The following is a 14005-nucleotide window of genomic DNA, read 5'->3' on the forward strand; positions in this document are numbered from 1 at the left end:
CTGTGCGCACCCACATCAAGATCGTTGGTCTCGTCAACCTGCTCTACAGCGCACTTGGCATGCTGGTCGCGGCCGGTGTGCTCTTCAGCGGCATCTTCGGCTCGCTCGCGACGTTCAATCCGGTGGTGGTGATCGTCGGGACGGTGACCGGGCTGCTCGCCGCGCTCGTGATCGGCGGGTTCAGTCTGTTCGGCCTCATCGCCGGCTTCGCGTTGCTCAATCACCGGCAGTGGGCACGGTACGTCCTGCTCGTGGTATCGGTGTTCCGTCTCTTCCGGTGGCCCTTCGGGACGCTGTTCGGAGCGTACTCGATCTGGGTGCTGATGCATGAAGAGACGCGGCAGCTCTTTGCGCTGAACGACTGATCGGCCCCGAGGAGAGTACGGCCTGCCGTTGAGGGGGAACGGCTGGCAACGATTGGAAAGATTCGATGGCGGGTCAACAGCTTGCCACGGATCACGCGGATGACCCGGAAACGGCACGGATACAACACGGGGTGAGCAGGAACCGTCGCATTCCCCGTTGTTCATCCGTGCCGTTTCCGGGTCATCCGCGTGATCTGCGGCAAGCTGTTGTTGTTGGGAGGGAGCGCCAGTCCCTGCACCGCCTGTACATTATCGGCGTGCTCTCACTCCCGACTCCATGAGCAAAGGCGACAAGAAGCGCCGTCGCGCCCTCGAGGCATACGGTACGCTGCAACGGGCGGCCGCCATGGCGGCCACGCGCGTCGAGGATGCCGTGCACCCGTTCGGTCTGTCGGCCTCGCAGTACGGGGTGCTCGATACGCTGCAGCAACGCGGGCCGGTGCATCAGCAGGAGCTGGCCGAAGCGCTGGGACGCAGCAAGGCGCAGATGACGGCCATCATCGACGCGCTCGAATCGCGGGAGCTCGTGCGACGCGAACGCCATGCGGTCGACCGCCGGTTCATCTCGGTGTATCTCACCGACGCCGGTCGACAGGTGCTCAGCGAAGCGGCGCCCGCCCGTGCGGAAGCGATCGTGAGTCTCATGCGCGAACTCAGCGGGGAGCAGCGAGCCCGTCTCACCCGTCTCTGTCGTCGACTGCTGCGGGTACTCGACCCCAGCCAGGCGGCCGACGAAGACGCCGGTGACGAGGCCAGCGACGACACCGGTGATGACGCCTCCGATGATCCTGGCGACGAAACGGGCGACGTGAGCGACGACGTCGGTGATGACGCCGATGACGACACCGGCGCGCAATAACCCCCTCCCTTTTCCTTCAGCCGCGAGTCTTCGCGAATCCTCCATGGCGGGACGTCACTTCCTGCAGATTCCCGGCCCCACGCCGGTGCCCGATCGCCTGCAGCGGGCCATGCACCGGCAGATGGAAGATCACCGGTCGTCGACATTTCCGGCGTTCACCCGGTCGATTCTGTCGCGGCTGCCACAGGTGGTGCATCAGGAGCGCGGCGAGGCCTTCGTCTTTCCCGCCACCGGGTCGGCCATGTGGGAGGCCGCGCTGGTGAACACCGTGAATCCCGGCGGACGACTGCTGGCGCCGCGGTTCGGACAGTTCTCGCATCTGTTCATCCAGACGGCCCGCAATCTCGGCTATCACGTGGACGTGATCGAGGAGCCGTGGGGTGAGACCGCCGATCCCTTCAGGATCGAAGCGGCGCTGGCAGCGGACACGGCCCACGAAATCCAGGGCGTGCTGCTCGTGCACAACGAAACCGCCACCGGCGTCACCAGCAACGTGGCGGCCGTGCGGGCGGCCATCGATCGGGCCGCGCATCCCGCGCTGCTCTTCGTCGATGGCGTGAGCTCCATCGCCAGTCTCGAATTCCGTTTCGACGATTGGGGCGTGGACTGCGCGATCACCGGATCGCAGAAGGGATTCATGCTGCCCGCCGGCCTCGGGATTCTCTACGCCAGCGAGAAGGCGCTGGCGCGGGTGGACCGGTGCACGATGCCGCGCGCCTACTTCGATCTGCGCGCGATGCGGGCCAACAACGCGCAGGGATACTTCCCCAGCACACCGGCCCTGTCGTTGCTGTACGGTCTCGACGAAGCGCTGACCATGCTGCTCGAGGAAGGCATGAACAACGTGGCCGCGCGGCATCGGCGGCTCGCCACCGGCGTGCGCGCGGCCGTGCAGGCCTGGGGATTGCGCGAGTGTGCGCGGCGCCCGGAAATCGCCTCGGATTCCCTCACCGCCGTGGTGGTGCCGGAGGGCGTCGACGCCCGCACCATCATCGACATCGCTTTCACCCGCTACGACGTCGCGCTGGGATCGGGACTCGGCGAACTGGCGGGGAAAGTTTTCCGCATCGGACACCTGGGAGACATGAACGCACTGACACTGGCCGGCGCACTTGCCGGCGTGGAGATGGCGCTGGCCGACGCCGGCATCGGGATGACCCTGGGGCGTGGCCTCGGAGCCGCACTGCAGCATTGGCGAATCGGAGCGGCGTCGTGAGCGGCGTGACCCATGGCGCCCGCCCTCGTGTGATCGTCACGCGCAGGATGCCGGAATCGATGGAGTCGTACGTCACCGCGCACTACGACGCCCAGCTCAACGCCACCGACACGCCCTTCACGGCCGAACAACTGGTCGACGCGTTGCAGCAGGCGGACATCGTGGTCACCACGGTCACCGACAAATGGCTGCCGTCCATTCTTGGCACAGCGGGTCTTCGCGCGAAACTGCTGGCCAACGTGGGCGTGGGCGTGAATCACATCGCGCTCGACGCGGCGCGGGCCGCTGGTCTGCATGTGAGCAATACGCCCGATGTCGTCACCGACGACACCGCCGATGTGGCCATCGCGCTCATGCTCATGGTGATGCGGCGGCTGGGGGAAGGCGAACGCCATCTGCGCACGGGCATCTGGGGCGGACTGCGTCCCACGTTCATGCTGGGCCGCACCGTACGGGGCAAGACACTGGGCATCGTGGGGTACGGCCGGATCGGACGCGCCGTCGCACGCGCCGCACACGATGCCTTCGGCATGAAGATTCTCTACCACGCTCCGCGTGATCCCCGCATCGACGATCCGGCCACGGCCGGGCCGGCCGACGCGGAACGGGTGAGCAGCCTCGAAGAGCTGCTCCAGCGCTCCGATGTGGTGTCGCTGCACTGTCCCGCCACGCCGGAAACACGGCATCTCATCAATGCCACCACGCTCGGATACATGCCCGCGCATGCCTATCTCGTGAACACCGCGCGCGGGGACGTCATCGATGAAGCGGCGCTCACGGAAGCACTCGAAGCGGGCCGCATTGCCGGCGCGGGACTCGACGTGTACGAGTTCGAACCACGGGTCACCGCGAAACTGATGACGCTGGAGAACGCCGTGCTTGCGCCCCATCTCGGCAGTGCCACCATCGAAACACGGACCAACATGGGGATGCGGGCGATGGCCAATGTCGATGCCTTCGCGCAGGGACGGGAGTTGCCTGACCGGGTGGTGTGAACGCCGACGGATTGCCAACTGATTACCATACGGCATGTCCCCGCTCGTCCACGCCGGCCTCGATGAGTCCCGGCAGCAGCCTGTGCCCACCATGGCCGGCTCGCTGCTGCATTTTGCCGGCGTGCACTCCCGTTTTCTGTCACATCCGCACGATGTGACGGTGATGTTGCCACCGGAGTACGACGAGCACCCCGATCAGCGGTATCCGGTGCTCTATCTGCACGACGGGCAGAATGTGTTCGACGATCTGCCGATGTCGCCGTTCGGCGTGCAGTGGGGGGTGGACACGACCGCCCGGGCGCTCATCCATGCCCGGGTGATCGAGCCCATCATCATCGTGGCCATCGGCAATGCCGGCCGCGACCGTATCGACGAGTACACGCCCACCCGTGACAGCATGCACGATGCGGGTGGCGATGCCGATCGCTACGGACAGATGCTGGTGTACGAGATCAAACCGTGGGTGGACCGGCAATGGCGCACACGTCGTGGTCCACGCGACACCGGCCTCGCCGGCAGTTCCCTGGGCGGGCTGCTCACGCTGCACCTCGGTCTCACACACCCGGCCGTGTTCGGAAAACTCGGCTTGTTGAGCCCCAGCGTCTGGTGGGACGATCGCTGGATCGTGCGGCAGCTGGCGGCGACCAACACCCGTCGTCCCGATCTGCGCATCTGGCTGGACGTGGGCACGGCGGAACATCGCATGCTGCGCGGCACACGGTTGCTCTATCGCATGCTGCTGCGGCAGGGATGGCGCATCGGCGAGGATCTCCACTACATGGAGGCCGAGGGTGCGTTGCACGATGAACGCGCCTGGGGCGAGCGCACCGGACTCTTTCTGCGTTTCCTGTTTCCTGCACTCGTATCGGACGCCGTCATCGCCTCGACCATGTCTTCCGGAATGACCTGAGCGTTCCGGAGGAGTTTCCCCGGCATCCATGACGCCCCGCCCGGGGCCTTGCATCGGAAATCGCATGGACGGATTCACGCAATTCTCACCGAAAGCCTTCACCTTTCTGCGCGGGCTGGCGAAGAACAACCGCAAGGAATGGTTCGAGGCACATCGCACCGACTACGAGCAGTATCTCAAGCTGCCGCTCGCGCAACTCATCGAGGAGATGGACGTGCAGCTCGCGTCCTTCGCGCCCGAGATCATCGGATCGCCGAAGAAGTCCGCGTTCCGCATTCATCGCGACGTGCGCTTCAGCAAGGACAAGTCGCCGTACAAGACACACGTGGCCTGCTGGTTCTATCATCGCGACGCGGGACACGGCGTCGGCGGTGAGGCGGCCCATGGCGGTGCGGGATTTTACTTTCACCTCGCGCCCGAGGGCTGTTTCTGCGGCGGCGGGATCTGGATGCCTCCACGTCCCGCACTGGCGAAGATCCGTCAGTGTCTGGTGGACGATCTCGAAGGGTGGGAGGAACTGGTGAAGAACCGCGGCTTCCGGAAGCGGTTCGGCGACCTCGACACCGAGGGCATGCTCACGCGCCCGCCACGCGGCTTCACCGCCGAACATCCGGCGGCCACCTGGTTGCGTTACCAGTCCTTCACGGCCGGATGCCCGCTCACCGTGGACGAAGTGACCAGCCCCCGGCTTCCGCAGACCCTGGCCCGCCACTTCAGTGCCATGACACCTTTTGTGCGCTGGCTGAACGACGCGCTGGGGCTCGCGCCGTCCACCAGACGCTGACGGACCGTCCCCGGCGCACACGGCGCCGTTACGGAAATGCCATTGACCCATCACTGACGCTGCCACGGCCGCTACCATCGGCGGCTCGCGGGGGCGAGATTCCAAGGTTATGTCGAAGTCGCTCAAGCTCACGCTGGATATCCTCATCGGTGCCGTGGCACCGGTGCTCATCCTCAAGTACGGCACCGCCCCCCTGGGCACGCTGCAGGCGTATCTCGCCGCGGCGCTGGTGCCGGTGGCGTGGGTGCTGCTCGATCTGTTCGTCATCACGCGCCGCTTCAACTTCATCACCACCTACGGCGGCGGCTCGGCGATCATGCGCGGCGCGCTCGCCTTCTGGTATGTCGACGGCGCGCTCTTCGCATTCAAGGACAGCGCCAGCTATCTGCTGGCCTTTCTCGTCTTCGGGGTTTCGGCGCTCATCGGCACGCCCGTCACGCGATCGATTGCCCTGCAGGGTCTCGGTCCGGACACGCCCGAGCGTGAGCAGCAGATGAATCGTCTGCTCGACGAACCCACGGTGCAGCGGGCGATGAAGAAGTCCGCGTTGCTGATTGGTGTCACGAACATCGGCGCCGGCATCGTGAACTACATGATCAACTACCGCATGGTGCTGGCGCCGTTCAACACGCCGGCGTTCAACGATCAGGTGGCCAATGTCAACGCCATCACGCGCATCGTGCTCGTGCTGCCCGACATGCTCGCGCTGTTCTTCGCCTTCAGCCTGATGTACAAGGCCATGTATGCGTTGCTGCCGGCGGAGCAGGGCACCGATCCCGATGCCGGGGAGTTCTGGACGCTGCTCAAGCGCCGCGAAGACGCGATGACGCTCGTGCCCCTCGCCGAGAACGAAGGAGAAGATCGCATCGCCGATGCGCCCGCACGGGCGGCCCGTCAGGCCCGCGAAGAGTTCGGCCTGAGCTGAGGGCGTCGCGAATGTCCGCGCAGTACGCGACCATCGATCGCACCATCGGCAACACGCCGCTCGTGCAATTGCAGCGTCTTCCCCGCGCGGCCATTGCCGCGCGGGGCACGGTGATCCTGGGCAAGCTCGAAGGCAACAATCCCGGCGGCTCGGTCAAGGATCGTCCCGTGCTGTCGATGATCCGCGGTGCGGAGTCGCGCGGCGAGATCCGTCCCGGTGACCGGCTCATCGAAGCCACGAGCGGCAACACCGGTATCGCGCTGGCGATGATCGCCGCCATGACCGGCTATCGCATGACGCTCCTCATGCCGGACAATCTGAGCGCCGAACGTCGGGCGTCCATGCGGGCTTATGGCGCCGAGCTGATTCTCACACCGGCGTCGAAGGGCGGCATGGAGTACGCCCGCGATGTCGCGCTCGAGATGCAGGCGCGTGGGGAAGGACGGGTGCTCGATCAGTTCGCGAATCCCGACAACCCGCGCGCGCACTACGAAACCACCGGCCCCGAAATCTGGCGCGACACCGGCGGACGTATCACGCACTTCGTGAGTGCGATGGGCACCACGGGCACGATCATGGGCGTGACGCGCTTTCTGAAAGAGCAGCGCGACGACATCACCATCGTCGGTGCGCAGCCCGCCGAGGGGTCGCAGATTGCCGGCATCCGCAAATGGTCGCCGGCCTATCAGCCGAAGATCTACGATCCGTCACGCATCGACCGCATCGAACAGGTCACGCAGGCCGACGCGGAATCGATGGCGCGTCGGCTCGCCGCCGAGGAGGGAGTCTTCTGTGGCCCCTCGGCGGCGGGCGCCTGTGTCATCGCGCTGCGGGTGGCCGCCGAGGTGGAGAACGCCACGATCGTGTTCATCGTGTGCGATCGTGGCGATCGGTATCTCAGCACCGGAATCTTTCCCGGCTGAACGCGCTGCTGCAGCGGCTGCTACAAGATGCTGCTGCAGATGCTGCCGAACGGTTTACCGCTTCTTCTTCGCGCCCGCGGCAGGCGCCGGAACCGCGCTGGCATCGCGGAACTCGAGGCGATCGTTCTTGCCGAAGGTGATGCCCAGATTGGCCGCCTGGGTCAGCGCCTTGGTGGCATCACCCGATGAGGCCAGCGCGACCCGCATCGAGACCGGACGATCCCCGATCGTCGAATCGGCCAGCACGGCATCGAGACTGAACCAGCGAATGAGTTCGGGCACCACCGCCTTGAGAGGGGTGTTGTCGAAGACGATGCTGTCGCGTGTCCAGGCCATGGCCACGTCGCGCTCCACGCCGGCGAGGGTGCTCACGGTGCCGTCGGCGGACATCTTGAGCGCATCACCGGCCTTGAGGTCCTGCTGCGTGCCACGTACCCGATCGCGGATGTTGACCGTGCCGTCGGCCACCTGCACGTAGACGGTGGAGTCCGGCGGATAGTAGCGCACGGTGAAGTTCGTGCCCTTCGCGGTGACCGTGGCATTGCCCGCCCGCACGGCAAAGGCGAGGGCCTTCGCCGACGTATCGGGTGTCACCGCGAACGTGGCCGTGCCTTCGATGAGCACCGTGCGTTGGGTCGTGGCGAACTCGCTCGGAATGCGCAGCACCGATTCGCTGCCCATCGTGGCCTTGGTGCCATCACGCAGCGTCAACGTGCCCCGTTGTCCCTTCCCCGAGGTGAGCGTCTGCACATCCTCACCCTTGAAGGCCCGGTCCACCGCGATGTCCGCGCCGGCGCGGTTCACCCAACGCTGCACCAGCACGATCGCCGCGCCCACCACGATCACACCGAGCACCGGCAACACCCAGCGCGGACGTCCACCCACACGCTCCACATGCGCTTTGGCGTGGGCCCGCTTGGTCGCGCGGGCTTCGGCGAGTGCGGTGGCGTGGTCGACCTTGGGCGCGTGAATGGCCGCCAGCAGTTGACGCATGGCCTCTTCGACATCGGGCACGGTGACATGCGAGCCCGTGTTGCCGTGATGATGCAGGGCCGCGTGTTTGCGACGCTGGATGTCGCTCTCCTGCTGCACGGCTTCTTCGAGGAACGCACCCAGCGCCGCGGGGTTCTCGAATCGGCTGCGCGCTTCCCAGGCATCCAGCATGGCCTTGTGCGCCACCCGTCCGCTGTAGTGGGCCAGGTTGTCGCCCAGAATGTGGCGTGCCGCACTCAGCAGGCCGTCGTACTGTTGTCGATACAGGGTGGCCAGCGCGTTTTCATCACCGCCGGCAAAGCGGGCCGCGAGTGCGGCATCGGGTGTGGGAAGGACGATGGACATCGAGCCTCCTCCTCGGGACGTAGGGTGTCCTGCACAGGTGCCGAGTGGATCCACAGGGCGGCACCGGTTGGGTGAACCCACCGCCGGACGAATTCGGACAGGTGGATCCCTGAGGTGCTGTCTAGATGCTGCATCACGGTCCGCCCGGACGCAAACGGCGAATCCCTGACGCATCACCAGGGATGGATGAGATATCGGGCGAGACGCCTGGCGAGACGTCAGGTGACACGTCTGGTGATACGTCGGCAAGGGACAGGTGAGGGGCCACACTCTACCGCCCGGTGCGAGGTGGGGATACGTTCGCGGATCTGTCCCCCTTTTTCCGGCAGGTCCCATGCATCGTTCGTTCTTCTTTCCGTCCGGCACGGTGCTGCCGCTGCTGGCTCTGTTGCTGGTTGGTCTGCCGCATCGTGCGCCGGCGCAGTCCGCCGTCCAGGCGGCACCAGCCGGGGAGCTCGCGCGCGCCATCGAAAGCCGTCTCCCGGCGGTCATGCCCAGGGTGGTCACGTGGCGCCGCGACATTCACGAACATCCCGAGCTGAGTGGACAGGAGACGCGCACGGCCGCGCTGGTGGCCGCCCATCTCCGGCAACTCGGACTCGAAGTGCAGACCGGGGTGGGCGGCACCGGCGTGGTCGGCGTACTGCGGGGCGGACGTCCCGGCCCGGTCGTGGCCCTGCGCGCCGACATGGATGGTCTGCCTGTCACCGAACTGGTGGACCTGCCGTTTCGCAGCAAGGTGCGCACGCAGTGGCAGGGCGCCGAAGTGGGCGTGATGCACGCCTGCGGTCACGACAATCACGTCGCCATTCTCATGGGCACCGCCGAAGTGCTGGCCGGCATGAAAGCCACGATTCCCGGAACGGTGAAGTTCATCTTCCAGCCCGCGGAGGAGGGGCTGGGGGGCGCGGCGGCCATGGTGAAGGACGGGGTGCTTACCAACCCGGCGCCCAACGCCATTTTTGGATTGCACGCCTGGCCCATGCCGGTGGGTAGCATCGGATTGCGCCCCGGTCCGCAGATGTCGGCCGCCGGCAATTTCACCATCATCATCAAGGGCAAGCAGACCCATGGGTCGCAGCCCTGGTCGGGGGTCGATCCGATCGTGGTGTCGTCGCAGGTCGTGCTCGGACTGCAGACCATCGCCAGCCGCCAGGTGAATGTGGCCTATCTGCCCTCGGTCATCACCGTGGGCCAGATCACCGGCGGCAATCGCAGCAACATCATCCCCGACAGCGTTGTCATGGTAGGGACGCTGCGCACGTTCGACGATGCCATGCGGGCCGACATCGCCGCGCGCATCACCCGCACGGCGGAGGACATCGCCCGATCGGCGGGCGCCACGGCCATCGTGAAAATCGATCGGGGTGGACTGGTGCAGGCCAACGACACGTCACTCACCGATCACATGCTGCCCACGCTGCGCCGTACGGCGGGCGCGGGTGGTCTGCAGATCATCAATCCCATCATGGGGTCCGAGGATTTCCCCGAGTTCGCGCGCACCATTCCGAGCGTGTTCTTCTTCCTCGGCGTGACGCCGAAGGGCGTCGATCCGGCCACGGTGGCGGTGAATCATTCCCCGCTCTTCTTTGCCGATGAAGGCGCGCTGGAAACCGGCGTGCGGACCATGGCCAATCTGGCAACCGACTATCTCGCGGGCAGACGATGACGTTTCTGCACGTCAATCTCATGTGGGCCATCGTGCTCTTCGGCGTCCTGCTGTGGACGACGGCCTGTGTCGTACTCAACGCGGCGCTGCGCCGCGGCATGGGGCTCATGGGGCTGGCCCTGAGTTACGCGGTGCTGGTGTGGATGCTGATCGATCTGCCCTGGCTCGATGCGCTCGTCACCTGGTCGGTTTTCGCTGCATTCGGTGGACTGTTGACGACGGTGTACGAATGGTGGGCGCGACGGCGTTATGCGGGCACCGGTCGCCGGGCACGACGGATCGTCCGACTGGAAGGACTGGTGCTCTGGCCCGCCATGGTGCCCGATTCGGTGGGGCTGATGCTCAACGATGCCGGGATCATTCCGGCCGACGAACGCGCCGAGACGCATCAGGAAGACACGCTGCGCATAACGGGCGAGATGCCGGCGGCGGACTACGGGACGACGGGGAGGGGAGCAGGAGGGAGCTGATCAGGGAGGAGGGTGGAGTGGGGCCTGAAAGGACCTATATTTCGGGAATGACTCCGCACACCGGTGGGGTCCCTCTCCCGATGTGAGGAAGAGCATGGAGCAGAACCAGGCACATCACGATTGCCGGCGTCACATGGATGCCGTGCCGTACACACCTGCCTGGTTCATTCATGTCCCGTGCTTCCACTCCGTGGCTCACCGCCACCAACCTCACCTGCTTCCGACCTGACGGAAGCGCTCTGCTCACCGACGTCACGCTCGGCATCGCCAACGAGCGCGTCGGACTGATCGGCCCGAACGGTTCGGGCAAGAGCACACTCCTCCGGCTCCTGAGTGGAGCCCTCGCGCCGGAACATGGCGCATCCGGCCCGTCTCATGGCGTGTCCCAACGGTGGGCGATCGAGCGTGGCACGATCGAACGCACCGGCCGGCTTGCTCTGCTCACGCAGCGGGGTGTGTTTCCTCCCGAGGCGACCATCGCGGACATACTCGGCGTCGCCGACGTCCTCGCCGCCCTTGCCCGCTGTGACGCCGGAGAAGGGACGCTCGACGATGTGCAGTGCATCGGCGATCGATGGGACCTGGCCGAGTGTGTGCAACAGGCGCTCGCCACGTTCGATCTCGATCATCTGCCGTTGTATCGTCCCGCGGCGGACGTGAGTGGCGGGGAGCACACCCGTCTGCGTCTGGCGAGGGTCCTGCTCGACGCGCCGGATCTCCTGCTGCTCGACGAACCCACGAACGATCTCGATGTCACGCATCGCGACGCCGTGTATCGGCTCGTGACGGATTGGCCCCGTGGACTCGTGGTGGCGACACATGACCGTGCGCTGCTCGAACATGTCGATCGCATCGTGGCCATCGAACAGGGCACGCTGCGCAGCTACGGTGGCAACTGGAGCGCCTATCGCGCCCAGCGCGACGCGCAGCAGCAGGCGGCCGAACGTGAACACGCCAGCGCACTGGCCGCACGGGATCGTGTGCGCCGCCAGCAACAGGCCGTGCGTGAACGTCAGGCCCGCCGGGAGGCCGTGGGTCGGCAGGCCCGGACGAAGGGTGGACAGGCGCGCATTCTGCTCGGCATGCAACGGGAGCGCAGTGAAGGCACCGGCGCCCGTCTGCTCGGCACGATCGAACGCGCCCACGACGAAGCGGATGCGCGGGTGCAGGAGGCACGGGCCCGACTCGAACAGCAGAAAGCCCTGTCGCTGCCGTCGACATCGAGCGGACTGGCGGCCGGTACGCTCGTCGTGGCGCTTCGCGATGCGTCCATTCACGTCACGGAAGAAAAGCCGCTGCTCGAGCATGTCACATTCGAGGTGCGTGGCCCCGAACGTGTGGCGTTGATCGGCGACAACGGCAGCGGGAAGTCGACGCTGCTGCGGGTGCTCGCTGGGCGGCATGCCATCGATGCGCAGGCAATGCATCGCGGCGTTCCCGTTCGCTCGGTGGTGTATCTCGATCAGCACGCCACGCTGCTGGACGCTCATGCCAGGGTGCTCGAGGCGATGCGGGCCGCGGTATCGGCGCGTGGAGGGATTGTCACGGAGGAATCGCTGCGCGGCGCACTGGCCCGTTTCGGATTCCGGGCGACGCACGCAGAACGTTCCGTCGCACAGCTCAGCGGTGGAGAACGTATGCGCGCCGCGCTGGCCTGTGTGCTCGGCGTGATCGACGGTCCGGCACCGCAGTTGCTGCTGCTCGACGAACCCACCAATCACCTCGATATCGGCAGCCTCGAAGCGGTGGAAAGCGCGCTGCGGCATTTTGACGGCGCGCTCGTCGTCGCATCGCACGATCGGCATTTTCTCGACGCCATCGGCATCGTCCGTCGGGAATCCGTCGCCCAGTGGCATCCTCACGATGTGTCGGGCAATCCCGGATAGCCTCATGCGTGATGTGGATCCATGCTACAAGGGAACCCCGGCATCGTCCGCGCCGGTATGACTACGAATGGCATCTTCTCCGGAGGTCACGATGGGTACGACGGCGCCTCGCGTCAGCGAATTTCTCTCCACCTTCGAACCGGTGGTGTCGCCACGCGGTCCCTTGCTGCTGGCCAGCGATGGGTCGCCGGCTTCGGATGCGGCGTTCCCGATGGCGCGCGCTCTCGCCGCGCACACGGGAGCGCCCGTGCAGGTCATCAGTGCACTGGTGCCGAATGTGATGCCCACCTACGCGCTCGATGCGATTCCGACGCCGGCGATACCGGTGAGTGCGCTGGTGGCGGGCCGGCAGGAAACGGTGCGCGAGCAGATGGCGCGTCTGGTGTCCGACACACCGTGGCCGGTGACGATCCGTGCCGGCGATCCGGTGCGCGAGATCGTGCGTCAGGCCGAGGAAACGGAAGCCCGGGCCATCGTGGTCGGGCGGGGACGGCACGATCTGCTCGACCGCATCCTGGGCGGCGAATCGGTGCTGCGGTTGCTGCAACTGGGAGACACGCCCGTCTTCGCGGTGAGCAGCGAACTGGAGGCGCTGCCGAAGCGGGTGGTGATCGCCACCGACTTCAGTGTGTTCAGCATCTATGCGGCGCGGGTGGCGCTCGATTTCGTGGCGCCCGATGCGTGGGTGCAACTCGTGCACGTGGCGCCTCCCTTCGGAGGCAACGCGCAGGTACTCCGCGAATTTTCCGGGGAGTATCGCCGCGAGGCGACGAAGACGTTCTCCACACTCGTGGCGCAATTGCGCCGGCCGGGGCTCACCTTCGACACCATGCTGCTCGACGGTAATGCGTCGGCCCGACTGGTGGAGCATCTGGAAGCGGTGCAGGCCGATCTCGTGGTGACGGCCACGCACGGATACGGTTTCCTCCGGCGCATGATGCTGGGCAGCGTCACCGCGCAGCTCGTACGGTCGGCGCCCTGCTCGGTGCTGTGTGTGCCGGGGAGTGCACGCACCCTGGCGCTCGCACGGGCGCAGGCCATGGCGCATCACCAGCAGACGCGCGTGTTGGCGCCGGAGCAGCTCGACGCGGAACTGGCGGCGTTTTCCGCCCGCAATCTGGGGCGTGAATGCACGGTGGAGGTGCATCAGACCGACATCGGGGTGCATCCGATCGGTCGTCACCTCGTGTTCTCCGGCGCCAGTATCGACGGTCCCGATGGACGCATCGTGCTCATGTTCGGCGACGCCGCGGCCGGCCATCTCTCGCACCAGGTGCGCGGCACGGGGCAGGTGGAACTGATGGCCGATCCGGAGGGCCGGGATCAGTTGCTGCGCATCAGCTATGACGGCGGGCTGACGCAGTTGGTCTTCGACTGACTCCGCGTCCCGGGACGGAGGGGTGTCCGGGCTTCAGGACTCCGGACGCCCCTCGAGCGCCCTGGCGCGCACACTGGCCATGATGCGTGTCATGTCGGCTTCACAGCGCTCACGCTCGTCGGGCGTCCAGAAATCCTGATTGGCGGCCACACGGATCGACGCCAGCATCTCGTCCACGAGTTCGCGGAGCCGGGGATTCTGGCGTCGGTCGCGTCCGTCATATCCGGACGGGGAGTGCGAAGGAAAGGCAGGAGTCATTCCTGCAATGTCGACCTGCGTCACACATC

14 protein-coding genes are annotated in these 14005 nt (G+C 66.2%); 12 read left to right on the plus strand and 2 right to left on the minus strand.

Going from position 1 to position 14005, the window contains the following annotated elements:
* Positions 1-2: 2 nt before the first annotated feature.
* The 8 genes from WG208_RS12475 to cysM all read left to right on the plus strand — a co-directional run bounded on the left by WG208_RS12475 (position 3) and on the right by cysM (position 6977).
* Positions 3-365, plus strand: a complete 363-nt coding sequence (locus WG208_RS12475) for a hypothetical protein (RefSeq protein ID WP_337171692.1) — start codon at positions 3-5, stop codon at positions 363-365.
* A 277-nt stretch (positions 366-642) separates the two neighbouring features.
* On the plus strand, positions 643-1224 hold the full coding sequence (locus WG208_RS12480; protein WP_337171693.1) for a MarR family transcriptional regulator: 582 nt from the start codon (positions 643-645) through the stop codon (positions 1222-1224).
* Positions 1225-1267: 43 nt separating this feature from the next.
* The gene (locus tag WG208_RS12485; RefSeq protein ID WP_337171694.1) at positions 1268-2440 is read left to right on the plus strand and encodes an aminotransferase class V-fold PLP-dependent enzyme; all 1173 of its coding nucleotides are present in this window, start codon (positions 1268-1270) and stop codon (positions 2438-2440) included.
* Positions 2437-3435: a D-glycerate dehydrogenase gene (locus WG208_RS12490; protein ID WP_337171695.1), complete on the plus strand. Its 999-nt coding sequence runs from the start codon at positions 2437-2439 to the stop codon at positions 3433-3435. The genes WG208_RS12485 and WG208_RS12490 overlap by 4 nt, the downstream gene beginning before the upstream one ends.
* A 34-nt stretch (positions 3436-3469) precedes the next feature.
* Positions 3470-4345, plus strand: a complete 876-nt coding sequence (locus WG208_RS12495) for an alpha/beta hydrolase-fold protein (RefSeq protein ID WP_337171696.1) — start codon at positions 3470-3472, stop codon at positions 4343-4345.
* A gap of 64 nt (positions 4346-4409) precedes the next feature.
* On the plus strand, positions 4410-5129 hold the full coding sequence (locus WG208_RS12500; protein ID WP_337171697.1) for a DUF2461 domain-containing protein: 720 nt from the start codon (positions 4410-4412) through the stop codon (positions 5127-5129).
* A 109-nt stretch (positions 5130-5238) separates the two neighbouring features.
* Positions 5239-6054 carry a VC0807 family protein gene (locus WG208_RS12505; protein ID WP_337171698.1) on the plus strand — a complete coding sequence of 272 codons (816 nt, stop codon included), beginning with the start codon at positions 5239-5241 and terminating at the stop codon, positions 6052-6054.
* A gap of 11 nt (positions 6055-6065) precedes the next feature.
* Positions 6066-6977 carry a cysteine synthase CysM gene (cysM, locus tag WG208_RS12510; RefSeq protein ID WP_337171699.1) on the plus strand — a complete coding sequence of 304 codons (912 nt, stop codon included), beginning with the start codon at positions 6066-6068 and terminating at the stop codon, positions 6975-6977.
* Between the two features lie 54 nt (positions 6978-7031).
* On the opposite strand, the gene WG208_RS12515 is transcribed toward cysM, so the two are convergent.
* A complete protein-coding gene (locus WG208_RS12515; RefSeq protein WP_337171700.1) occupies positions 7032-8315 on the minus strand; it encodes a FecR domain-containing protein in 1284 nt (427 codons plus the stop codon).
* A 334-nt stretch (positions 8316-8649) separates the two neighbouring features.
* Between WG208_RS12515 and WG208_RS12520 the strand changes: the two genes are divergently transcribed.
* The 4 genes from WG208_RS12520 to WG208_RS12535 all read left to right on the plus strand — a co-directional run bounded on the left by WG208_RS12520 (position 8650) and on the right by WG208_RS12535 (position 13718).
* Complete coding sequence (locus tag WG208_RS12520; protein ID WP_337171701.1) at positions 8650-9984, plus strand: amidohydrolase; 1335 nt, start codon at positions 8650-8652, stop codon at positions 9982-9984.
* A complete protein-coding gene (locus WG208_RS12525) occupies positions 9981-10454 on the plus strand; it encodes a hypothetical protein (protein WP_337171702.1) in 474 nt (157 codons plus the stop codon). Before WG208_RS12520 ends, WG208_RS12525 begins: the two co-directional genes overlap by 4 nt.
* A 170-nt stretch (positions 10455-10624) precedes the next feature.
* The gene (locus tag WG208_RS12530) at positions 10625-12340 is read left to right on the plus strand and encodes an ATP-binding cassette domain-containing protein (protein WP_337171703.1); all 1716 of its coding nucleotides are present in this window, start codon (positions 10625-10627) and stop codon (positions 12338-12340) included.
* A 91-nt stretch (positions 12341-12431) separates the two neighbouring features.
* Positions 12432-13718 (plus strand): universal stress protein, encoded by a 1287-nt coding sequence (locus WG208_RS12535; protein ID WP_337171704.1) that lies wholly within the window; start codon positions 12432-12434, stop codon positions 13716-13718.
* Between the two features lie 33 nt (positions 13719-13751).
* Here the strand turns inward: WG208_RS12535 and WG208_RS12540 are convergent, their stop codons facing one another.
* Positions 13752-13976 carry a hypothetical protein gene (locus tag WG208_RS12540; protein ID WP_337171705.1) on the minus strand — a complete coding sequence of 75 codons (225 nt, stop codon included), beginning with the start codon at positions 13974-13976 and terminating at the stop codon, positions 13752-13754.
* Between the last annotated feature and the right edge of the window lie 29 nt (positions 13977-14005).

This window comes from Gemmatimonas aurantiaca (assembly GCF_037190085.1).
Classification (GTDB): Bacteria; Gemmatimonadota; Gemmatimonadetes; order Gemmatimonadales; family Gemmatimonadaceae; genus Gemmatimonas; species Gemmatimonas aurantiaca_A.

Excerpts from the sequence above, each read along its gene's own strand:
- WG208_RS12540 (WP_337171705.1), bottom strand. The coding sequence starts at position 13,976 with ATGACTCCTGCCTTTCCTTCGCACTCCCCGTCCGGATATGACGGACGC.
- WG208_RS12500 (WP_337171697.1), top strand. The coding sequence starts at position 4,410 with ATGGACGGATTCACGCAATTCTCACCGAAAGCCTTCACCTTTCTGCGC.
- WG208_RS12530 (WP_337171703.1), top strand. The coding sequence starts at position 10,625 with ATGTCCCGTGCTTCCACTCCGTGGCTCACCGCCACCAACCTCACCTGC.
- WG208_RS12485 (WP_337171694.1), top strand. The coding sequence starts at position 1,268 with ATGGCGGGACGTCACTTCCTGCAGATTCCCGGCCCCACGCCGGTGCCC.
- WG208_RS12480 (WP_337171693.1), top strand. The coding sequence starts at position 643 with ATGAGCAAAGGCGACAAGAAGCGCCGTCGCGCCCTCGAGGCATACGGT.
- WG208_RS12520 (WP_337171701.1), top strand. The coding sequence starts at position 8,650 with ATGCATCGTTCGTTCTTCTTTCCGTCCGGCACGGTGCTGCCGCTGCTG.
- WG208_RS12495 (WP_337171696.1), top strand. The coding sequence starts at position 3,470 with ATGTCCCCGCTCGTCCACGCCGGCCTCGATGAGTCCCGGCAGCAGCCT.
- cysM (WP_337171699.1), top strand. The coding sequence starts at position 6,066 with ATGTCCGCGCAGTACGCGACCATCGATCGCACCATCGGCAACACGCCG.
- WG208_RS12525 (WP_337171702.1), top strand. The coding sequence starts at position 9,981 with ATGACGTTTCTGCACGTCAATCTCATGTGGGCCATCGTGCTCTTCGGC.
- WG208_RS12535 (WP_337171704.1), top strand. The coding sequence starts at position 12,432 with ATGGGTACGACGGCGCCTCGCGTCAGCGAATTTCTCTCCACCTTCGAA.
- WG208_RS12515 (WP_337171700.1), bottom strand. The coding sequence starts at position 8,315 with ATGTCCATCGTCCTTCCCACACCCGATGCCGCACTCGCGGCCCGCTTT.
- WG208_RS12505 (WP_337171698.1), top strand. The coding sequence starts at position 5,239 with ATGTCGAAGTCGCTCAAGCTCACGCTGGATATCCTCATCGGTGCCGTG.